The sequence below is a fragment of the Bacillus sp. MM2020_4 genome, from assembly GCF_011250555.1.
Classification (GTDB): domain Bacteria; phylum Bacillota; class Bacilli; order Bacillales; family Cytobacillaceae; genus Neobacillus.
The window spans coordinates 35,666-56,120 of record NZ_JAANMZ010000030.1; the positions used below are offsets into that span (position 1 = coordinate 35,666).

A 20,455-nucleotide genomic window follows, 5' to 3' on the forward strand; every position below is an offset into this window, starting at 1 on the left:
CTACAAACCCCTTAGCGCCTTAATATAGTCAGAATACTTCTCATGATGCTTTTGAATTCGGTCCCCGTTCTCTCCAAAGAAGTACATTTTCTCTACAGGAACACCAATATATACTGTTTGATTCACAGCGAACCGGTCTTCTAGACTCTTAATCATAAATGAAGCATCCTTGCATTTGATCTTATATAAAGTCTCTGAACCTAGCATTTCTCTTGTTACTACCTCTCCTTGGATGGAAAATGGCGCTTCTACTCTCTCAAGCGATCCTACAGCACTCTCTGGACGAAAACCAAACTTCACTCCATCTACTCCTAAATCACCAATGTTCATCGGTGGGACACCAATAAACTGTGCGACAAACAAATTAGCAGGCTCATGATAAATGGTTTCTGGCGGCGCCTCTTGTTGTATAAGACCCTGATTCATGAGAACAATGGTATCAGCCATCGACATTGCCTCTACTTGATCGTGGGTTACATAAACAAAAGTCGTTCCTAATTTTTTATGTAATTCAATCAAATCAATTCGCATTTGCGCTCTAAGTTTTGCATCAAGGTTTGAAAGCGGCTCATCCATTAAAAATACGGATGGGTTTTTTACCATCGCACGAGCCAGCGCAATACGCTGGCGCTGACCGCCGGATAAAGTAGACGGCTTACGATCCAGATACTCTGATAGGCCAACCGAAGCACTAATGCTTTCTACTAATTGAGTTCTTTCCGCTTTTTTAACCTTATTATTTTTTAAGCCAAATTCAATATTTTCTCGCACGGACATGGTCGGGTAAATGGCATAGTTTTGAAAAACCATTGCTACTCCCCTTTTCCCGGGGGCAATATCCGTAATGTCCTTCCCGTCAATGAGAACAGAACCAGACGTCTGTGGGCCAATCCCTGCAATCATTCGTAAAAGGGTGGTTTTCCCACACCCAGATGGACCTACTAAAACGGTGAATTTACCATCTTCTATTGTTAAATTCAAGTTATTAATAATGGCCTTTTTATCAAATTCTTTTGTTACATTTACAAACTCGATGGATGCCAAGAACAATTCCCCCTTATCTTATGTTGATTCTATTATAGTTACCATATGTCCAATATATCTTTAGGAATAACTGTAAGCCCTTCCAAATAAAGAATCACGAAAGCGAATCTGTGATCAATCTAGAAATCTAGTATAAACTTTAACTAAATTTGCTTTATTGATAGTTATATTGCACTTTATGCGCCCTTTCACTCATAAATGTTTATTTTGTAAAAAATAATGTTCATTAGTATTTAAAATTTGTTTAAATAAAAAATATCCTAAATTCGATTAGTTGTCAATGTTTTTTCTGAATTTTTCTGAATTTTTAAATGGAAAGACCAAAACAAACAACTATTATGTTCATTAATGTTTATTTCTACTCACAAAATTTGTAAATTCCGCGACGTATTGAACTACTATTTTAAAAATAAAAACACCTCGTTCTTTGGTTAGTGAACCGATCAAGAAGATCACTAACAAATAGAAGAGATGCTCTATAGACTCTTTAAGCAGTTAAAACACTTACCCCCGCCTCTTTAAAAAGTTGGATTTGTAGCTCTGAGACTTCGATTCCCGTTACTAACTTGTGAATTTTCTCCACGGAGGCTACCTTATGGAGAGAAATCCCACCTATTTTTGTGTGGTCTGTTACGACAATCACTTCGTCAGCTACTTCAATCATCCCAATCTTGGCAGGAACAAGCTGTTCCTCAAAATGAGTAAGTCCAACTTTGGGGTGAATAGCCGGCGTGCCAACAAACGCTTTATGGACATGAATCGTTTTTAAGACATCATTGGTAACCATTCCATTTAACATAAAACTTTCAGGGTAAAGAATCCCGCCCGTTACGATTACTTTTATCCCTTTAGAATCCTTTAGTTCTGCAGCAATATTTATATCATTTGTAACAACTGTTATATTCGTTTTGTTTACTAAATTCTTTGCAATTTGCAGTGTGGTCGTTCCAGAGTCCAGAATGATATACTCACCTTCATTAATCAGCTCCGCTGCCTTTTGACCAATCCGTTCTTTCTCTTCAACCCTTTCAGTGGCACGGACGGTAAATGACGGTTCTGAACTGATTCCATCAGCTAGCACGACGCCGCCATGGGTTCTTCTTAAACGACCTTCCCTTTCTATTTCTGACAGATCCCGTCGTATAGTTGCTTCATGCACATTGAATTCTTCTGACAATTGAGATACCGATGCAACATTATTCTTCTTAACATATTCAATGATTTTCAGTTTTCTCTCGGCAGCTAGCAATATTATCACTCCCATATAAAAATATTTTTAATTTTGTTTATCTCTGTTAAGGATATATTAAGATTATGTTTATTAAGCTCTAATTGTCAACAGTTTGAATACACTATTAAAGAATAATTCATAATTAAACCTTCATTTTTCCTGCAAATCATCCCATAAAAAATAGTCTATCTTCCAGAATATCCGGTTCGATAGACTATCCATTCATGATAACGATTATTGTGCCCAATTAAACTCTAAAATTACCTTCTTCCATCCCCTATGCTGTCCTGCAGAATCCATCGCTTCTTTAAAGTCATTCACCGTTCGAATAGGTGTAAATTCTGTCGGAAGAATGGCACGTAGTAATTTTTGGTACTCCCTATCCTGCATGGCGGAAACCACTGCCTGAAAGTCCGGAATCGAACTTCTGCTGCTCCCATACAATGACAATCCCTTTTCCAAAACATCCCGGGTATTAATCGGAACCCTATCCTCGGTTACACCCATAAGAATTAAGGAACCGCCGCGTTTGAGGAGATCAATTCCTTGATTTACTGCACTTTCACTAAATTTCCCGCCTGTACATTCCACCACTATATCCACTTTCTCTGCTGAACAAAAGTCAAAATCCTGCACCATGGAACAATCGGCAAAGTGAAAATGGGCAAGCTTATCCGGGATGGCTCCAAACACTTTTAATCTAGTAGAATCAAGTCCGTAAATTCGGTTGATTAGAGCTGCCGTCAAATACCCAACAGGCCCATCACCAAATACAGCCACTTTCGTGTTTGATGCCATAAGCTGCTCTTTTACCCGGCTAATCGCACGGTAAGATACTGTACACAGTTCACAAAGAACCGCAATTTCATCTGGAATAGAATCAGGGATAGGGATGGCACATTGAGCAGGTAAGACTAAGCAATTTTGTGCGATCCCATCGTAACCGCTTCCCAGAAATTCATTCTTTTCGCTGTAGTTTTCTCTAAAATCATTCCCACGGATAAAACTACAATCCTCTGACACACCTTTTTCAATTAAGCTGCCCGGAATATTAGGAACAATCACCACTCGCTGGCCTACCTTCAAATCGTTTGCTTTGCTAACGATAACTTTGCCGATTCCCTCATGAAGAAGTGCCATAGGCAGCTTTTTCTCTAAGGCTTCAGCCCTTCTTTGCCCCAAGTAATAACGTAAATCTGCGTGGCATATACTGGCAATTGACGGTTCAATGACTACTTCACCATCCCGAATCGTTCGCTCAATTGCCATTTCTTCTACTTCCCCAGGTTTAACAAGTCTAAAAGTTCGCGACATAACGGTTGTTGCTGCCTTTTGCTGCATATTTCTCCTCCTCCATTTTATACAATGCCATAAAAAAACAATTGAAATGTTCATTTATGTTTATATACATAAAATTTTTATTCATTTCCACTTGTAAATAAATAATATATGCTTAAAAATTGGATTGTCAAGTGAAATAGAGCAAAAACGGAAAATTTTCTAAAAATATATTGCTCATTATTGCTCACTCTTGTTAAACTAAAAAAAAAGAACATTGAAAATACCTTTACTTAAGGAGGTGCATTTGTAAGTGGGAGATTCACACTATTCAATCGGTATTGATTACGGCACTGAATCAGGAAGAGTTGTTATCGTAGATGTCAATACAGGAGAAATAAAGGCAACACAGATTGTTCCCTATCGTCATAATGTTATAACCGAAACCTTACCCTTTTATTCAAATCAGATTCCAAAAGGAAGTGCACTTCAGCACCCACAAGACTATCTTGATGTGTTAGAAGAAGGAGTTCCTTCCGCTATTACAAAAGCTCAAATCAATCCAAAGCAAATCATCGGTCTAGGTGTTGATTTTACTTCATCTACACTAGTACCTGTAGATTATGAATTAACACCGTTATGCTTTGATCCAGCGTTTCAGCATTCCCATCATGCCTGGGTAAAACTTTGGAAACATCATCACACGAAGCCTCAAACAGAGAAAATCGTCCACCTGGCAACACAGCGAAAAGAGAAATGGTTAAGAAGATTAGGATATAACGTTTCCGAAGAATGGGCCATCCCGAAAATTTTAGAGGTTTTCGAAAATGCCCCTGACGTATTTACCAATACCGCATACTTTATGGAAGCATCGGATTGGATTGTCTCCATCCTTACTTCAACCATCACTAGAAATAATTGTTCCTTAGGTTTCAAAGCATTTTGGAATGAATCAGAGGGATTTCCTGAAGAGTTTTTTCACGAACTTGATAGCAAATTCGGTTCAACTCTCCTTGAAAAATTACAGGGGCAGGTTAAAAATATCGGAACATGTGCCGGCTCCCTGACAAAGCCTTGGGCCGATAAGCTGTCACTTCCCATCGGATTGCCAATTGCAACTGGTATTATTGATGCCCATTCGGCCCTTTTGGGAACGGGAGTATCTCAACCAAATACCATGCTAATGGTTATGGGAACTTCTACTTGCCACCTTATGCTTCATCCAGAACTCAAGGAAATACCCGGAATTTCTGGTGTCGTCAAAGATGCCATTATCCCCGGATTGTATGCATATGAAGCTGGGCAATCTGCTGTCGGTGATTTATTCGGTTCATATGTCAACGGGCACATTCCCCAAACCTATAATCTTGAGGCAGAAAAGTTAGGTATCTCTGTATTTGATCTATTAGAGGAAAAGGCAAGCGCCCTATCACCTGGAGAGAATGGGATGCTTGCACTTGATTGGCATAACGGCAATCGCTCCATATTATCTGATTCTAATTTATCAGGTGTTTTGATTGGATTAACCATTCATTCAAAGCCCGAAGAGATCTATCGTGCCTATCTAGAAAGTACAGCATTTGGTGCGAAAATCATTATGAACACCTATCAAAAATGGGGTATGGAGATTAATGAAGTCGTAGCCTCCGGGGGATTACCTAATCGGAATGCTCTATTAATGCAGATTTATGCGGACATTCTAAATAAACCGATTAAGGTTTCCCAATCAGATCATGCCCCGGCTATTGGTGCCGCAATTTTAGGAGCTGTTGCAGCAGGCACTGAAAATGGTGGCTATAACAACATACAACACGCAATCCAATATATGGCTCAGCCAATCGAAAAAACATATTATCCAACTAAGGAAGGCGCTTCACTTTATCAAACTATCTTTACCTACTATGAAAAAATGCACAATTATTTCGGAATACAGCATCTCCAATTGATGAAAACACTTGGAAAGCACAGAAGCAGTTCTCCTGCTGCATTTCAGGATTCGTCTCATTAAGAGCCTATAAAAGAGTTGAAACCTGCCTCATATTCCCTACTTTATATTGTTAGCACAGGTCGCAGGATCGCAGATTATCCTAATGAACGATTCCAGTCCCACTGACTATGCAGCGGGACTGGGCCCTTACCACAACGATTCCAAAACTGAAGACTGGATAAGGTTGGTGTCAATATTACACGTCTTCCCATCAATTCCATATTGCCAGATGGAAATATTCACATTTTCAGGTGCGCCTGGCGCGTAAGCTGGTGCCTGATCCTTTGGTGTGACACCAGGGTCTGGATTACTGCTCCAAAGAATGGTTTGATCTTGAACCTGCTTATTTTTTGAAACTGCCGATTGATAGGCAGCGGACAACTTACTTTCAGGTGTGAGAACCCCATAAATACCCGGCTTATAAGGCGATTCCATTAGAGGTTCCACCCATCCGCGAATAAAGGCCTCATCGACCGGATATTTTGGTTCGATATCTGCAAAGAGTGCAACTCCTTCAGGAATTCCTATTTTTTGAGCATAGGAAACGGCTTCCTTGGCCTCCGCAGCCCCATTTTCATAACCGGTTGCGTCTGTGAAATGGTTGAAAATCGGTAAGATCTTGGCCCCTTGCTCATGAAGTAAAGTGGCTTCCTCTTTAGTTAAACCCATTGATATGCCTTCTTTGGTTTCCAAATACCTCCCGATCACAGCTGGTTCTCCATAATTATCCTTTACACACTGTAGAAAGGCTTGGTCTATTTTCGAAGCAGTGTCTATCCCCCAAACAATAGTTGGCTTTTCTTCGGGAGCTGGTTTTTCTTGAGGCTGCTCTCCTTGATCCCCCGAGTCTGTTTGCGGCGGCTCCTCTTGTGTACTTGTATCAGCTGGGGGTGGATTCTCCCCGTTAGCTGAGGTTTCTTGGCTCTGTTCCCAATGAGTGGTTGAATTCTCTTGTGTTGATTGCGGCGAATGAACAATATTCTGGGGTGTCTGATGGTTGAAGAAAACAAGAAGCAATGGGAGAACCAAAATGATGGTACCTAAAACAACATTCCAAAACCATTTGCGTTTTTTCATATCATCTATTCCCTCCATATGACAATCTTTTTAACAAGGTATTCTACTGGTCATATGGGCGTGTGGGCAGGCAGAATGAGGACCGTTCCCTCTTATAAACAAAAGGTGCGAGTCCCACTGCTTAAGAACAGCAGGACTCGCACCTTGGAAAATGATATGGACGCTACTCTACATAAAAAATCCAATCCCTATTAAAATAGCTTCAATCACAACAACCGACAGAAGAACATTCATTTTAAGGGCATTTCTTTTTTCACTACCAGCTACGTCTTCCCTGCTAGCCATCTTATTCGAGATAGCTTCCAGCATTTCAACGCTTTGTTTGCTTTGTGCCTTGATCAAAGCATCTACTTGTCTTTGCAGATCCTCGCCCTGCTCCGATTGTTTTGCAGACCACTCTTCAAACTGACGCTCGACTTTATCGATAAACGCTTCTTCCCGTACCACCATAATACTTTTGATCGACTCGGAATGTTTTTGGAACATGCCTTCATACGAGGTTCTCAGCTGTTCCAAGTGACGTTCGGTTTGCTGAAAGGCCACCATATGGGCAGCCAATTTTTCCTCGGTTTGTGCAATCTGTCCTCTTGCAAGGGTAACAAAGGCTTCGTTTTGCTCTAAAAATTGTCTATTTCTTTCGTCTGAATCCGATATCTTCTGAGTAAATTCTGTTACATGCGTAGAAACAGATTCAATGGAGGCAACAGCATGATCCAATAATTCCTTGTTACTGCTCTCAACCGCTTCCATTAGCTCGCGGATTTCTTGTTTTTGCGTTTCCATTTGCCGGACCACCATATTAGCCTGTTCAACGACGGATTCTGCTTCCTTTTTAAAATCAGAAGTACTATTCATGGTTAGCTGTAGGAGATGATCCTCTAACAGTTTGATTTTCTCCTTAAAGTCATCGTAAAAAAGATCATCGTTTAACTTCTTTAATTCATCCATTGCTTTATCGTATTCCGTTTTTGTTGGTGATTGTGTGGTACCCATCTTTTGCCGCCCTCCTCATTCATGTAACGATTTGATAAGTTTCTCACCGTCTTGCCTTAGTAGCTGCAAGTATTTTGCCGCAAGCCATCGTTCTTCAGCATTCCCATAGTGGAAGTGACGCTGTAACTCTTCCTTATACTCAAGCCAATACTTGATTAAACAGCCTTGCAGCTGTAATGCATGCTCACGGTCCTGATTCCATAATTGATGAACATTCTGATAGCGGGCATCAAGCTCGGCTTTTACTTTTTGGTAGTTTGCTAAATCTCTTTCCAGTCGTCTTGTTTTTTCGGTAGTAACAAGCTTCAATGCCTCCGCCTCTTGGAAAAAATGGTCCTTTTGCTCAAAGGCTGCCTTAAAAATAGGGGTAAGGAGAAGATTATAGTTATGATACATTTCCGTCACCCATTCATAGGCAATAGCGCGTATCTCCAATATTGTTTTTTCATAGGTGCTTTTTAGCCAAAAGGCGTCAATTTTCTGCTCAACCCTTGGAATCGGAGGTAAATAGGGAATTTCTAATAGATGACTGATCCCCATTTTTAACATACCCGCTTCCTGCTTGATTCTTCTAAACTTATTCTCCAGCTCACTTGCCACCATTTCCTGCAATCGTAACACATCATCATTTATGACACTCGCTTTTCTATGATGGGGTGTATATTCGATGATGTCATTGACCAAATCACCGATATAGTCAGGGTCCATATTTTTTAATTCAACCTTTTTCAAAAAAGCCTCATAGACCTCGATATTCTTGCTAATTTGGTTGTACTGCGCTTCAGCCTCTTCCACTTTACGATCTAGTAAAAGCTGTTGATTTGTGATTAATTCATCCTGCTGTTTCATTCTTTCTTTATACTGCTCAAGCTCTAGCTTCCTTGCCTCGTCTGCCTCTTTATACACTATCGTTAGACGATTGACAGACAACTCATTCACTTCAGGACTTTCCAGCTCTGTTTGCAAAACTTCCTTTATTATGGTGGAGGACTCTGCTTTACCTGCAAAGCGCTGAATAAATTCCGTCTTCGCTTGAAAAACCCATTCAAATCGACGGTTATGAAAATTAGTAAGGGATAGATTCATATCTAAAGGCCAACTCCTGCATTTCTCCGCACAAAATCTGCAGACGATTCATTTGTAATGAGTCTATTCGACATATAGCGTTACCTTCTTTTGGCAGAATTCGATAATATATACCAAATATTTTAACACTTTTATGGGCTTACGATAAGAGTTCTTTTACCAAATATGTTAAATGCACTATTCAAAGCAGCATTCCTACGAATCTATTTATATTATTTTTCTCCATCCCGACCTTTCTGCCGACTTCTATCTATATAAAAGGTGAAAGGTGGTGAGAGACAATGGCACAAGCATTATTAGAAGGCACGAAGCTTCGCTTAGTGTTTGAGGCCGGCATCGATGACGAAGGTAAGCCGATCCTCAAAGCAAAGACGTTTAGCAACGTCACAAAAGCAGCAACCGCAGATCAACTATCGCAGGCAGCACAAGCAATCGCAGGACTATGCAACGACCAGCTAAACAAAATCGAGCGCAACGACAGCTCCGAGATTATTGGCTAGTGGTGCCTGACACCAATTCTACTAGTGACGTAGTGGGAATGGTGCCTGTCACCATTGCTACTAGTACAGTAGTGGAAACTTAACCGAGAGGAGGTGAATAGAAATGGCAAAGACGTTGGAGTTGGAATTTGGCACGGAGTTTGGGAAGACGGCACGTATTTCGGTCGATAGTCCAAAAGAGCCCATTGATGAGGAAGTTGTAAAATTATCGATGGCTCAAATCATTACATCTGATGTGTTCACAACCGCTAGCGGCAGATTTGTTGCTGCAAAAGGAGCACGAGTGATCGAACGCAATGTAACAGATTACGAGCTTGCTTAATAACGGAGAGGTCGGATTCCAATGAAGCCGGCCTCTTTTTAAGAGTCAGGGAAGGAGGTGGGAAAAGTGGAACAGCTCATTCCAATCATTAGCCAGGTGGGATTCCCGATTGTGGTGACCCTCTATCTGCTTTACCGAATTGAAGCAAAGCTTGATTTAGTGGTCCAGTCGATTCAGACTCTTCCCGAGCGGATGAGGGAGAGAATATAAAGTGCAAGAAACCAGCTGGAATCAAACCAACTGGTTTCTTGCATTTTGCTATTCCGCTTTCCTCTTAAACCAACCATTTACTAGTTGAAATCTAGAACCCTCCGGAAAAATTCTCCTCTTCACAAAATCGTCACATTCATATATACTTTCATATGTTATCAACGGCCCGGCTTTCATGAGAGTTGAAAGTCAAAAATAATAATAGAAGAGGTGTTTTATTGTTGAATGTAGAGACAATTAAATATGAATGGTTTGGGAATATAAAGGGTGACATTCTTTCAGGTACAGTTGTAGCCCTTGCCCTGATTCCAGAAGCGATTGCTTTTTCCATCATTGCGGGTGTAAATCCGATGGTCGGCTTATATGCGTCGTTTTGCATTGCCCTTGTAATTGCCTTTGTGGGCGGCAGACCTGCGATGATTTCTGCCGCTACCGGAGCAACCGCCCTATTAATGGGCGGTTTAGTGAAGGGCCACGGACTAGAATATTTATTAGCGGCTACCATCCTAACAGGGTTGATTCAAATGATCTTCGGATCACTGAAGGTAGCTCGTTTGATGAAATTCATTCCTCGTTCGGTCATGGTTGGCTTTGTCAATTCATTAGCTATTTTAATTTTTATGGCACAATTAACCCATTTTAAAGGTCAAACCTGGGTCATGTACGCCATGGTCGCAGGAGGATTAGCGATTATTTATCTGTTTCCACGAATCACAAAAGCTGTTCCTTCGCCACTGGTCGCAATTATTGTCATTACCATCATTGCGGTAGTAACGGGTGCGCACGTCAATACGGTCGGCGATTTAGGGCAATTGAAACAAGCATTGCCTACGTTTTGGCTCCCTCACGTGCCATTTACACTCGAAACACTGCGTATCGTCTTTCCTTATTCACTTGGCATCGCTGTGGTTGGATTAATCGAGTCGCTGTTAACCGCGCAAATTGTCGATGATCTGACAGATACCACGAGTGATAAAAACAAAGAAGCACGGGGCCAGGGGATCGCCAACATGGTATCGGGATTATTTGGCGGAATGGCCGGTTGTGCCATGATTGGGCAATCTGGGATCAATGTGAAATCAGGTGGCCGTGGAAGACTTTCGACCTTTTGGGCTGCGGTATTTTTAATGATCCTGATTGTTTCTTTAAATAATGTTCTTGTTCGAATACCGATGGCTGCATTAGTAGCGGTCATGTTTATGGTTTGCATTGGAACGTTTGATTGGTCATCATTGAAAAAAGTGACCGTTATGCCGAAATCGGATACGGTGGTGATGATCGTTACCGTCATTACGGTCGTGGCAACAGATAATCTCTCGATTGGAGTGGTTTGCGGAGTTATCCTGAGTGCTATTTTCTTTGCCTCAAAGATTTCAAAAGTCACGATTAAAACGTTATCCCCAAAAGGGTCACATAGAAAAATTTATCAAGTATCAGGGCAGCTTTTCTTTGCTTCAGTCACAGACTTTGTCCATCACTTTAATTTTAAAGAAGACGTAACCGAAATTGAAATTGATTTAACCCACGCCCACCTTTGGGACGACTCTGCCATCGGTGCGATCGATAAAGTAGTCATGAAATACCAGCAAAATGAAGTAAAGGTGAATCTTATAGGGGTCAATCGGGAAAGCATGAAACTGCTTGAAAGACTTACCGTTCATAAAAATCCCGATGACCTTGAAAAGGTTTCAAGCTTCTAGAATGGAAGAAACACGCTGAATAAGATCAGCGTGTTTTTTTGAATCCGAAAAATAAGAATGTCGTCATCGGAGAAAAGTGTAAAGTAACATCTTTTATCAAAGACTATGAAGGACTAATCTTTGTTACAATCCACTAGATTTGGCCTTCATGTAGCCGATGATGGACTAATCTCTTTTGCAATCCACTAGATTTGGCCTTCATCAAGGCGATGATGGACTAATCCCTTTTGCAATCCACTAGATTTGGCCTTCATGTAGCCGATGAAGGACTAATCTCTTTTGCAGTCCACTAGATTTGGCCTTCATGTAGCCGATGAAGGACTAATCTCTTTTGCAGTCCACTAGATTTGGCCTTCATGTAGCCGATGAAGGACTAATCTCTTTTGCAGTCCACTAGATTTGGCCTTCATCAAGGCGATGAAGGACTAATCCCTTTTACAATCCACTAGATTTGTCCCTCATGAAGCTGGAAACTTTGGCGACTATGTCACACATGGCCAAAAGCGACGAGTTAATGGGGTTAGTCCCTCGTATACTAAAGCTTTTACGTGCCTGCCGAAGGACTGACCCCCATTTTCCTTCTAGAGCTGTCCTCTCACAAATCATCAATAACAATATAGGTCATGCGCATTGGACCGTGTACACCAACGACCAGGATCATTTCAATATCAGCTGAGTTGCTTGGCCCAGATATAAAGTTTATGCATGATGGTACCTTTTCACCTTGCAAAATGCGTTTGCGAAGATCAACAGCCACCTGTGTCATCCTTGGTACAATGGTGCTCTTTGGTATTAAAATAATTGATTTTTCCGGCAAAAAGCTTACGGTGCGGCCATGATTTTTATGGCTTAAAAGGACAGCCGTGCCCGATTCAGCAAGTGTCTGCTCTGCAATGGTGATTCCGATAGTAGCCGTTTCAGCAAGCGAGATGTTTTCACGGCCGATTGCCGGATCCCAGATGTGGACAGCTACCTGCTCTTTTGGCAGACGTTCAGTGAAAAGGTCGGATAATCCGTACTGTTGAACGCGCTCATCCTGCCAGGCGATGATCGGACCGCCGCCATATGATTGAATCGTCTCATAGACAGCTTCTTGCAAATCAGCGAGCGGGGTGACCTTACAGGTTGTATTGATCAATTTACATTGTTTCTGCAGAACTTCCAGAAGTTCGTCCTGTGTTTTATCCCTCAATACGTTATACTGCGGCGTGTATGCCCACTGTGGCCGTTCGATAGCTGACGGCACTGCACTGCGCTTCAGCTTCTGTGAAATTTTTCCGATAAATGCTTGACGATTTTGAATTTGGCCTGTCATGATCCGTTTCCTCCCTTCGATCTGTTTTCAAACCAGTCGCGGAAACGCTCTTTATTTGGTGCAGGGAACTCGCGTGCTTCCATCCAATTTTTCAGCGGGCCTACTCCTTTGGAAATGTGGCTGTCTTTAATAATGGGCCTTAATGCTTTTGAAGCTATTTTTGAACCCATGTTATACAGGCCGGATGAAGACGAACCCATTCCAAAAATGGACATGAGGAAGCGTTCGGATAATGGAGTGCGGCCTTCTTTTTCAACAATGACTTGACGATGTTGATGAAGCAATTCATGCAGCGGAATTTTCACCGGACAGACGTCGGTACATGCTCCGCAAAGTGTTGATGCGAAAGGCAATTCTTTATAGTCATCATACCCTCCAAGCAGCGGAGAAAGCACCGCTCCCACCGGGCCAGAATAAATCGAACCGTAGGAGTGGCCGCCCACATGGCGGTATACAGGACAAACATTAGCACAAGCACCACAGCGGATACATTGTAAAATCGATTGAAACTCGGTCCCTACTATTTCAGAACGTCCATTATCAACAATAACTAAATGAAATTCCTCAGGGCCATCGATTTCATCCTCATGACGAGGACCGCTTAGCACGGTAACGTAGCTAGGCAATTTTTGTCCGACGGCACTTCTAGTCAGCATGTTAACAAGCACTTCTAGCTCCTCAAAGGTCGGTACGAGACGCTCCATCCCCATCACGGTAATTTGTGTTGGTGGAAGAGAGGTTGAAAGATCCGCATTCCCTTCATTTGTTACGATACACACGGATCCTGTTTCAGCAACGGCAAAATTGCACCCTGTAATGCCGATATCAGCTGTTAAATAATCATTCCGCAGCATTTTACGCGCATGCTTTGTCAAATCCTCAGGCCGCGATGTACCTTCATAGCCATGATGATGGTGAAAGCTTTCCTGCACTTGTTCTTTATTGCGATGCAATGCAGGTGCGACAATATGTGAGGGAAGATCGTTATCAAGCTGTAAAATATATTCTCCTAAATCGGTTTCCACCACGTCGATGCCGTTTGCCAATAAATGATGGTTGAGATCAATCTCTTCTGTTACCATCGACTTTGACTTGACTATCTTTTTAGCACCTTTTTGCTTAGCTACACTAAGAATATAGTCACGCGCTTCCTCAGCAGTTGAAGCAAAGTACACATATCCCCCAAGCTTGGCAACATTGTCGCTCAGCTGTGTCAGATAGTAATCAAGATTCTCAAGAACATGCCGGCGAATCTGCTCTCCTAGTAAGCGCCATGTTTCCCAGTCGCCCAATTCATCTACAGCTTTCAATCTATTAACCTCTAAACGATCCTGTGCACCTGATACAGCTCCGCGCATGAAAGTATTTTGTATGCCTTCGTCAACACGGCTCTTAAATGGCTCACTACCTACTTTCATTGGCATATTAATTCACCTCTATCTTACGTTTATTTAAGATTTCAGCAATATGCAGAACTTCCACTTTTGCCCCTACGCGTTCTGCCCGTCCGCGAATATTCATAAGGCAACCTTCATCCGCTCCAATTAAATATTCTGCGCCTGTTTCAATAATATGCTGAACCTTTTCATCCACCATTTGTTCAGAAATCTGTTCCATTTTTACAGAAAAGGTTCCACCAAAGCCGCAGCAAGTGTCCTTATTTGGCAGTTGTGTGTATTTTAAGCCGCGCACATTCGATAAAAGGGTCAGTGGAGCGCTTTTCACGCCAAACAAACGCGTCATATGGCATGACATATGATAGGTTACATCCCCTTCAAAAACAGCACCGACATCCTCTACTTGAAGGACATCAACGATAAATTGCGTGAGTTCATAGGTCTTATCAGCGACCTTTTTGGCTCGGGGTTCCCAGATTGGATCTCCCTGAAATACATCCGGGTATTTTTTAAACATATAGGCACAAGAACCCGAAGGACTGACAATATATTCAGCATTCTCAAAGACTTCTATCATATGCTTCATTGCCTCTTTTGAGTCTTTCACATAGCCAGAATTATAGGCTGGTTGTCCGCAGCAAATTTGTCCCTTCGGAAATTCCACCTCACAGCCGAGATATTCCAATAATTCAACCGTAGACTTCCCAACATCTGTACGGAACATATCCACTAAACAGGTGGCAAAAAGGGCTACTTTCATATTCATTCAACTCCATTTACATTTACTAAGAAAAAACGCGGGTGCCACTAGAACACTTGTCCTAAACTATTCTCGAAATGATAACGTATATCTTGATAGTATAAAGAAAATTCCGATAATTAACAACAAATATATAGTTGCTGTTGAAAGGTGTTTACATTATTTGAATATTATTATTTAATAGATAATATAGAATTTTCTAAAAAGGGGGAGATAGAAATGAAAAGGTATCTTAATAAAGGATTTCTACTAATGGCTGTTCTATTGCTTTTGGCTTTAACAGCATGCAGCGGCAATAGTTCTGAGAAAACAAGTAAGATCAATTCGGCTAAAGGAGATACGGTCAGTGCGAAACTTGGCGTAATCTCCTATATTACCGGCCCTGGTGCTGCTTATGGTGAAGCGATTACCAATGGTTTGAAACTGGCTCAGAAGGAAATTAATGCAAAAGGCGATGTCAAAATTGACCTTGTGATTGAAGACTCAGCTGGTAAACAAGAGCAAGCCTTATCTGCCGCTCAAAAGGTCATGAGTGACGATGACATTGTTGGCTTAATCGGGCCAACTTTAAGTACTGAAATGAACGTTGTAGGTCCTGAAGCAGATATGAATGGTATTCCGATTATGGGTACGTCCACAACAGCTGAAGGAATTCCACAGATTGGCGATTATGTTTTCAGAAACTCTTTACCAGAAGCACTGGCTATTCCGGCAGCACTCAAAAAGGCGGTTGATAAAAACAGTGCAAAGAAAGTTGCCATCCTTTATGGGAACGATGATGTGTTTACAAAATCCGGATTTGATACGATGAAAAAAGCAGCAGAAGACTTGGGGCTTGACATCTTAACGATTGAAACGTTCCAAAAAGGTCAGTCAGACTACAACGCCCAATTAACCAAAATCAAAGGGCTTAAGCCGGATCTGATTCTTTGTTCCGCATTATACAATGAAGGCGCGGTTATCATGGATCAAGCAAGAAAAGCTGGACTTGATGTACCGTTCGTAGGCGGAAATGGATTTAACTCGCCGCAGGTAATTGATATTGCCGGACAAGCTGCCGATGGATTAATTGTTGCGACACCTTGGTTTGCCGACAAACCAGATCAAAAGGTACAAGATTTTGTAAAGAAATTTGATGCTGAATATGGGAAAAAGCCAGACCAATTTGCTGCACAAGCTTACGATGCACTATATATTTATGCGGAAGCATTAAAAAATGCCGGCGAAGCTGACCGCGATGCACTTCGCGATGCGCTTGCCGAAATCAAAGACTTCCCTGGCATTCTTGGTAACTTCTCGTTTGATAAAGACGGTGATGTTGTCATGGAACCAACCGTTCTGATGATCAAAGATGGGAAATTCCAATTGTTTGAATAAAAAATAGGCTGAACATGGAAGGGCACTTTAATAGTGCCCTCCTTACATTACTATAACCTGTTCTTGATGTAGCAGGAAATCGAAGAACCGTCCCTATGCAAATCATGACGGGAAAATTTTTTAGTTAAAGGGTGAGATGAATTGCTGTTGGAGCAATTAATAAACGGAATAACACTTGGAAGCATTTATGCCATCGTTGCCCTTGGATTTACACTTGTTTTTGGAGTTCTGGGCATCATTAATATGGCACATGGCGAAATCTTTATGATTGGCGCTTTTATCGGCGTCGTGGTAACGGGTACATTGGGCTTACCCATTTGGATGGCATTTCTTGCCGCCATCATTGTCACTGCTGTTTTAGGGTATTTGCTTGAGCAATTTGCATTAAGACCGCTGCGCGGCAAAAAGGGTGTCTCCCATCTTGCCCCATTAATCAGCACCATTGGGGTATCGATTTTTCTAGAAAATCTATCACACCATTTATTCGGTGCCGGAAACCATCCTTTTAAAAATGCCTTTGCCGAAGTTCATTTTACAATCGGTTCCATCACCATATACGTAGTGCAAATCGTGATTTTTGTGATTTCAGTGATGTTAATGATGGCCCTTTCCTATTGGCTTTCCAAAACAAGAGCGGGGAAAGCGCTCCGTGCGACTGCGGAGAACTTAGACACTGCCAGTATCCTTGGTGTCAATACAAAACAGATCATTACCTTAACCGTTGTGATGGCCTCCGCTATGGGGGGAATTGCTGGCATCCTGGTTGGAATGGCATTTAACTCGGTGAATCCGCAGATGGGCTTATCCATCGGGCTAAAGGGGCTTGCCATTATCATCTTGGGCGGAATGGGCAGTGTGAAAGGCGCAATGGCGGGAGGATTAATTCTTGGTTTAGCGGAAACACTCATGGTTGCCTATGGAGATTCGGGTTATCGAGATGCTATTGCCTTCCTCGCAATCATCGTGATCCTTTTAGTACGGCCGCAGGGATTATTTGGCCAAAAGACATCAGAGGGAAGGCCGTGATGATATGCTTGGAGATTTTATAAATCCATACTACCTTCAAGTTGGATCTTTTATCATGATTAACATTATTCTAGGCTTAAGTATTTATATTACCCTATCTTCCGGACAGCTTTCGCTAGGGTCTGCCGGGTTTATGGGAATTGGCGCCTACACATCAGCGATACTCACCATTAACTATGATTTGCCGATTGCCGCTGGCATCATTGCAGGGGCAGTAGTTGCCGGGCTGATCGGTATTCTCATCGGTATTCCCTCCCTTAGGCTAACGGGGGTTTATCTAGCCATTGCAACACTTGGATTCGGGGAAGTCATAAGGGTATTCCTCATCAATTGGGAGTCGGTTACCAAAGGGGCAGTCGGTCTTTCAGGTATCCCCCAAATTGGTAGAGAATTGCTTAAGTTTTCTAGGGATGCTGGATTCAGTCCCCTTTCAATCGGTCTAAGAAACAATCAATTTGTTTATTTAATGGTCCTGATTCTATTGATACTTATTACTATTTTTCTCATCTGGTTCTTGATTAGACTAAACAAATCTCGTGTCGGCCGGGCTTTTGCAGCTATCAAAATGGATGAAAAAGCAGCCGAGGCAATGGGAATTAATATCACGTATTACAAAGTTTTATCTTTTGCGCAAGGTGCCGTTTTCGCAGGCTTTGCAGGGGCATTATTTGCCCATATCATGGGATATATCAGTCCGGCTGATTTCTCTTATCATCGCGCAGTTGATATTCTTATTTTTGCGGTATTCGGTGGAAGTGATGTCATCTGGGGCTCTATTTTCGGAGCAACCTTTATGACTTTGATGCCAGAGGTCCTACGATTTATCAGCGAATATCGTTATATGATTTACGGGGTTGTTTTAGTATTAATGATGGCCTTCCGCCCGCAGGGAATTATTGATGTTCCCCTTCTACAGAAGTTGCAGCTGCGAAAAAGGAGGAGTAACCATGGTTCTAAACATTCAAAACATCTCTAAGAATTTCGGCGGCATCTCTGCTTTAACCGATGTTTCTTTTTCCATCAAGGAAGGAGAAATCTATGGGCTGATCGGCCCAAACGGAGCGGGAAAAACGACCATGTTTAATATGATTACCAATATGTTCCCACCGACATCGGGTGAAATTACCTTTTTGGATGAACAAATTACCGGTCTTAAACCGTATAAGATTACCAATAAGGGCATCTGCCGAACCTTTCAAAACATTCGCCTTTTCTCACAAATGACAGCTATGGAAAATGTATTGGTCGGCGGGCATTCCCGTAGCAAATCTGGCGTTTTTAGCGGGGTCTTTGGGACAAAATCACAGCGTACAGAAGAAGAAAGATTACGTGTAAAGGCAATGGAACTTCTAGAATTAGTGGGCTTATCTGAATACGAAGAGACAATTTCTGAAAACTTAGCTTACGGGCAGCAAAGAAGGCTGGAAATTGCACGAGCTTTAGCCAGTGACCCTAAACTATTATTATTAGATGAACCCGCCGCCGGGATGAATGAATCCGAAACCGATGAATTGTTTTTTTTAATTAAGAAGGTTCAAGAACGAGGCATTACCACCCTATTAATTGAACATGACATGCCACTTGTCATGAAGCTGTGTGATAAAATGACCGTTTTAAACTTTGGTAGAAAATTGGCTGAGGGCACGCCTGAAGAAATTCAAAACAACCAGATGGTTATTGAAGCCTACCTCGGTTCAGAGGGGGATGAGGAGATTGCTTAAAGTTTCTGGAATCGAGACCTTTTACGGAAAAATCCAGGCGCTAAAAGGGGTCAGCCTTGAAGTGGAACAAGGGAAAATTGTGGCCATTCTCGGTGCAAACGGGGCCGGTAAAACGACTACCATGAAAACGATCGCTGGGTTGCTGAAGCCTAAAAACGGTTCCGTCGAATTTTTAGGGGAAAATATAACTGGGCTTAGGCCGGACCAGCTTGTGCAAAGAGGAGTCTCTTTAGTTCCGGAAGGCCGGGCGATTTTATCAGGCATGACGGTGTTGGAGAACCTGGAAATGGGTGCTTACCAGCGTAACGATAAGGAAATTGGAAAGGATATCGAAGCGGTGATGGAGAGGTTTCCGATCTTGCGGGAAAGGAAAGCTCAGCTTGGCGGCACGCTTTCAGGAGGACAGCAGCAAATGCTTGCGATTGCTCGGGCATTGCTGTCAAAGCCTAAACTGCTGCTGCTTGACGAGCCTTCGATGGGACTCGCTCCTTTGATTGTCGCGGATATCTTTAAGATTATTAAAGAAATTAGGGATGCTGGAACCACGGTGCTTGTCGTTGAACAAAATGCGAAGCAGGCGTTGAAGACCGCTGATTATGGCTACGTACTAGAGACCGGAAAAGTCATTATCCATGGCCCGGCACAGAATTTATTAGAAGACCCAAAAATTGTGGAAGCATATCTTGGAAGGAAATCTGGTGCCTGAAGCAGGGGACGGTTCTTCCACTTCACTTCGGGTAACGGCACAAAAAAATGAGCGGGAACAAAAAGTTCCGCTCATTTTTTGTCATTACGCAGCATTTGTGCCTTGTTTATGATGTCCTTTAGCTGCAAAGTTCCTACGTACATAGGGCATTACATATCGATCTACACCGAATTTACCGGCATTTGCTCCAGCAACTAAGACGAAGAAGGCTAAAAGAATCATTTGTCCGTTTGTGCTCACGGTACCACTGAACAAGAAAGAGAAATTCATGACCATACCCATTAGGGTCGCAAAGTTCGTAAGAAGACCTAGGATTAAGGCTATTCCGACTAATACTTCGCCCCATTGCACTAAGAAAGAAAATAGATCCGCGTTTGGCAAGGCAACCTGTTCTAAGAATTTTGCCCACCAGCCTTGAACTGCTGGGTGTTCACCCGTGCTAGAAGCAATCGCTCCTTTTAAAAATCCACTTGCATCAAATCCGCCACTTGTTATTTTTCCATAACCTGCATGTAAAAATTCATAGCCTATATAAACACGAATGATAGCTAAAATCCCGGCGACAATAGTATTTTTTCTTAAAAGATTTAACATGGTACTCCATCTCCCTTAGGATTAATATAAGTTTTTACAAGATCTTGTTTGTTTCTGACTACACTTATATATTATCACCTTTCCAAAGGTAAGAAAGATGTTTGTGATACTTTTCACAAATTAGCAACAAA

The 20,455-nt window shown here is 42.0% G+C and carries 20 protein-coding genes; 10 read left to right on the plus strand and 10 right to left on the minus strand.

The genetic code is table 11. The features are described 5' to 3' along the window. The 3 genes from G6554_RS17350 to G6554_RS17360 all read right to left on the minus strand — a co-directional run bounded on the left by G6554_RS17350 (position 1) and on the right by G6554_RS17360 (position 3,616). Positions 1-1,044 carry an ABC transporter ATP-binding protein gene (locus tag G6554_RS17350; RefSeq protein WP_166244122.1) on the minus strand — a complete coding sequence of 348 codons (1,044 nt, stop codon included), beginning with the start codon at positions 1,042-1,044 and terminating at the stop codon, positions 1-3. A gap of 487 nt (positions 1,045-1,531) precedes the next feature. Further along, positions 1,532-2,293 (minus strand): DeoR/GlpR family DNA-binding transcription regulator, encoded by a 762-nt coding sequence (locus G6554_RS17355; protein WP_166244124.1) that lies wholly within the window; start codon positions 2,291-2,293, stop codon positions 1,532-1,534. A gap of 216 nt (positions 2,294-2,509) precedes the next feature. Next, positions 2,510-3,616 (minus strand): alcohol dehydrogenase catalytic domain-containing protein, encoded by a 1,107-nt coding sequence (locus G6554_RS17360; RefSeq protein ID WP_166244126.1) that lies wholly within the window; start codon positions 3,614-3,616, stop codon positions 2,510-2,512. Positions 3,617-3,866: 250 nt separating this feature from the next. Between G6554_RS17360 and G6554_RS17365 the strand changes: the two genes are divergently transcribed. Beyond that, entirely contained in the window at positions 3,867-5,561 is a 1,695-nt protein-coding gene (locus G6554_RS17365; protein ID WP_166244128.1) for a ribulokinase, read from the plus strand. A gap of 126 nt (positions 5,562-5,687) precedes the next feature. On the opposite strand, the gene G6554_RS17370 is transcribed toward G6554_RS17365, so the two are convergent. From G6554_RS17370 to G6554_RS17380, 3 genes are all read right to left on the minus strand, one after another. Next, on the minus strand, positions 5,688-6,617 hold the full coding sequence (locus tag G6554_RS17370; protein ID WP_166244130.1) for a glycoside hydrolase domain-containing protein: 930 nt from the start codon (positions 6,615-6,617) through the stop codon (positions 5,688-5,690). A 168-nt stretch (positions 6,618-6,785) separates the two neighbouring features. Continuing rightward, positions 6,786-7,610, minus strand: coding sequence for a coiled-coil domain-containing protein (locus G6554_RS17375; protein WP_166244132.1), 825 nt, complete (start codon positions 7,608-7,610; stop codon positions 6,786-6,788). A gap of 15 nt (positions 7,611-7,625) precedes the next feature. Continuing rightward, positions 7,626-8,696 carry a hypothetical protein gene (locus G6554_RS17380; protein ID WP_166244134.1) on the minus strand — a complete coding sequence of 357 codons (1,071 nt, stop codon included), beginning with the start codon at positions 8,694-8,696 and terminating at the stop codon, positions 7,626-7,628. A gap of 281 nt (positions 8,697-8,977) precedes the next feature. On the opposite strand from G6554_RS17380, the gene G6554_RS17385 reads away from it, so the two are divergent. From G6554_RS17385 to G6554_RS17400, 4 genes are all read left to right on the plus strand, one after another. Next, positions 8,978-9,196, plus strand: coding sequence for a DUF1659 domain-containing protein (locus G6554_RS17385; protein ID WP_166244136.1), 219 nt, complete (start codon positions 8,978-8,980; stop codon positions 9,194-9,196). 103 nt (positions 9,197-9,299) lie between these two features. Then, the gene (locus G6554_RS17390; protein WP_166244138.1) at positions 9,300-9,518 is read left to right on the plus strand and encodes a DUF2922 domain-containing protein; all 219 of its coding nucleotides are present in this window, start codon (positions 9,300-9,302) and stop codon (positions 9,516-9,518) included. A gap of 66 nt (positions 9,519-9,584) precedes the next feature. Further along, a complete protein-coding gene (locus G6554_RS17395) occupies positions 9,585-9,728 on the plus strand; it encodes a YvrJ family protein (protein ID WP_088090000.1) in 144 nt (47 codons plus the stop codon). Between the two features lie 221 nt (positions 9,729-9,949). After that, positions 9,950-11,428 carry a SulP family inorganic anion transporter gene (locus G6554_RS17400; RefSeq protein WP_166244140.1) on the plus strand — a complete coding sequence of 493 codons (1,479 nt, stop codon included), beginning with the start codon at positions 9,950-9,952 and terminating at the stop codon, positions 11,426-11,428. 595 nt (positions 11,429-12,023) lie between these two features. On the opposite strand, the gene G6554_RS17405 is transcribed toward G6554_RS17400, so the two are convergent. The 3 genes from G6554_RS17405 to G6554_RS17415 are packed head-to-tail and all read right to left on the minus strand — an operon-like array spanning position 12,024 to position 14,900. Then, positions 12,024-12,743 (minus strand): LutC/YkgG family protein, encoded by a 720-nt coding sequence (locus tag G6554_RS17405; protein WP_166244142.1) that lies wholly within the window; start codon positions 12,741-12,743, stop codon positions 12,024-12,026. Then, complete coding sequence (locus tag G6554_RS17410) at positions 12,740-14,167, minus strand: LutB/LldF family L-lactate oxidation iron-sulfur protein (protein WP_166244144.1); 1,428 nt, start codon at positions 14,165-14,167, stop codon at positions 12,740-12,742. Before G6554_RS17410 ends, G6554_RS17405 begins: the two co-directional genes overlap by 4 nt. Position 14,168: 1 nt before the next feature. Next, positions 14,169-14,900: a (Fe-S)-binding protein gene (locus G6554_RS17415; RefSeq protein ID WP_166244146.1), complete on the minus strand. Its 732-nt coding sequence runs from the start codon at positions 14,898-14,900 to the stop codon at positions 14,169-14,171. A 219-nt stretch (positions 14,901-15,119) separates the two neighbouring features. Here G6554_RS17415 and G6554_RS17420 point away from each other — a divergent pair, with 219 nt between their 5' ends. The 5 genes from G6554_RS17420 to G6554_RS17440 all read left to right on the plus strand — a co-directional run bounded on the left by G6554_RS17420 (position 15,120) and on the right by G6554_RS17440 (position 19,730). Next, complete coding sequence (locus tag G6554_RS17420; RefSeq protein WP_166244148.1) at positions 15,120-16,277, plus strand: ABC transporter substrate-binding protein; 1,158 nt, start codon at positions 15,120-15,122, stop codon at positions 16,275-16,277. A 141-nt stretch (positions 16,278-16,418) separates the two neighbouring features. Then, complete coding sequence (locus G6554_RS17425) at positions 16,419-17,303, plus strand: branched-chain amino acid ABC transporter permease (protein ID WP_166244150.1); 885 nt, start codon at positions 16,419-16,421, stop codon at positions 17,301-17,303. Positions 17,304-17,307: 4 nt separating this feature from the next. Then, on the plus strand, positions 17,308-18,279 hold the full coding sequence (locus G6554_RS17430; RefSeq protein ID WP_166244164.1) for a branched-chain amino acid ABC transporter permease: 972 nt from the start codon (positions 17,308-17,310) through the stop codon (positions 18,277-18,279). Beyond that, positions 18,251-19,024: an ABC transporter ATP-binding protein gene (locus G6554_RS17435; protein ID WP_166244152.1), complete on the plus strand. Its 774-nt coding sequence runs from the start codon at positions 18,251-18,253 to the stop codon at positions 19,022-19,024. The genes G6554_RS17430 and G6554_RS17435 overlap by 29 nt, the downstream gene beginning before the upstream one ends. Then, positions 19,017-19,730, plus strand: coding sequence for an ABC transporter ATP-binding protein (locus tag G6554_RS17440; RefSeq protein WP_166244154.1), 714 nt, complete (start codon positions 19,017-19,019; stop codon positions 19,728-19,730). Before G6554_RS17435 ends, G6554_RS17440 begins: the two co-directional genes overlap by 8 nt. Positions 19,731-19,814: 84 nt before the next feature. Here the strand turns inward: G6554_RS17440 and G6554_RS17445 are convergent, their stop codons facing one another. Next, positions 19,815-20,324, minus strand: coding sequence for a DoxX family protein (locus tag G6554_RS17445; protein WP_166244156.1), 510 nt, complete (start codon positions 20,322-20,324; stop codon positions 19,815-19,817). Positions 20,325-20,455 lie beyond the last annotated feature (131 nt).

Coding starts and splice junctions, on each gene's coding strand:
- G6554_RS17410 (WP_166244144.1), bottom strand. CDS start 14,167: ATGCCAATGAAAGTAGGTAGTGAGCCATTTAAGAGCCGTGTTGACGAA.
- G6554_RS17390 (WP_166244138.1), top strand. CDS start 9,300: ATGGCAAAGACGTTGGAGTTGGAATTTGGCACGGAGTTTGGGAAGACG.
- G6554_RS17435 (WP_166244152.1), top strand. CDS start 18,251: ATGGTTCTAAACATTCAAAACATCTCTAAGAATTTCGGCGGCATCTCT.
- G6554_RS17385 (WP_166244136.1), top strand. CDS start 8,978: ATGGCACAAGCATTATTAGAAGGCACGAAGCTTCGCTTAGTGTTTGAG.
- G6554_RS17405 (WP_166244142.1), bottom strand. CDS start 12,743: ATGACAGGCCAAATTCAAAATCGTCAAGCATTTATCGGAAAAATTTCA.
- G6554_RS17445 (WP_166244156.1), bottom strand. CDS start 20,324: ATGTTAAATCTTTTAAGAAAAAATACTATTGTCGCCGGGATTTTAGCT.
- G6554_RS17360 (WP_166244126.1), bottom strand. CDS start 3,616: ATGCAGCAAAAGGCAGCAACAACCGTTATGTCGCGAACTTTTAGACTT.
- G6554_RS17430 (WP_166244164.1), top strand. CDS start 17,308: ATGCTTGGAGATTTTATAAATCCATACTACCTTCAAGTTGGATCTTTT.
- G6554_RS17420 (WP_166244148.1), top strand. CDS start 15,120: ATGAAAAGGTATCTTAATAAAGGATTTCTACTAATGGCTGTTCTATTG.
- G6554_RS17375 (WP_166244132.1), bottom strand. CDS start 7,610: ATGGGTACCACACAATCACCAACAAAAACGGAATACGATAAAGCAATG.
- G6554_RS17380 (WP_166244134.1), bottom strand. CDS start 8,696: ATGAATCTATCCCTTACTAATTTTCATAACCGTCGATTTGAATGGGTT.
- G6554_RS17415 (WP_166244146.1), bottom strand. CDS start 14,900: ATGAAAGTAGCCCTTTTTGCCACCTGTTTAGTGGATATGTTCCGTACA.
- G6554_RS17370 (WP_166244130.1), bottom strand. CDS start 6,617: ATGAAAAAACGCAAATGGTTTTGGAATGTTGTTTTAGGTACCATCATT.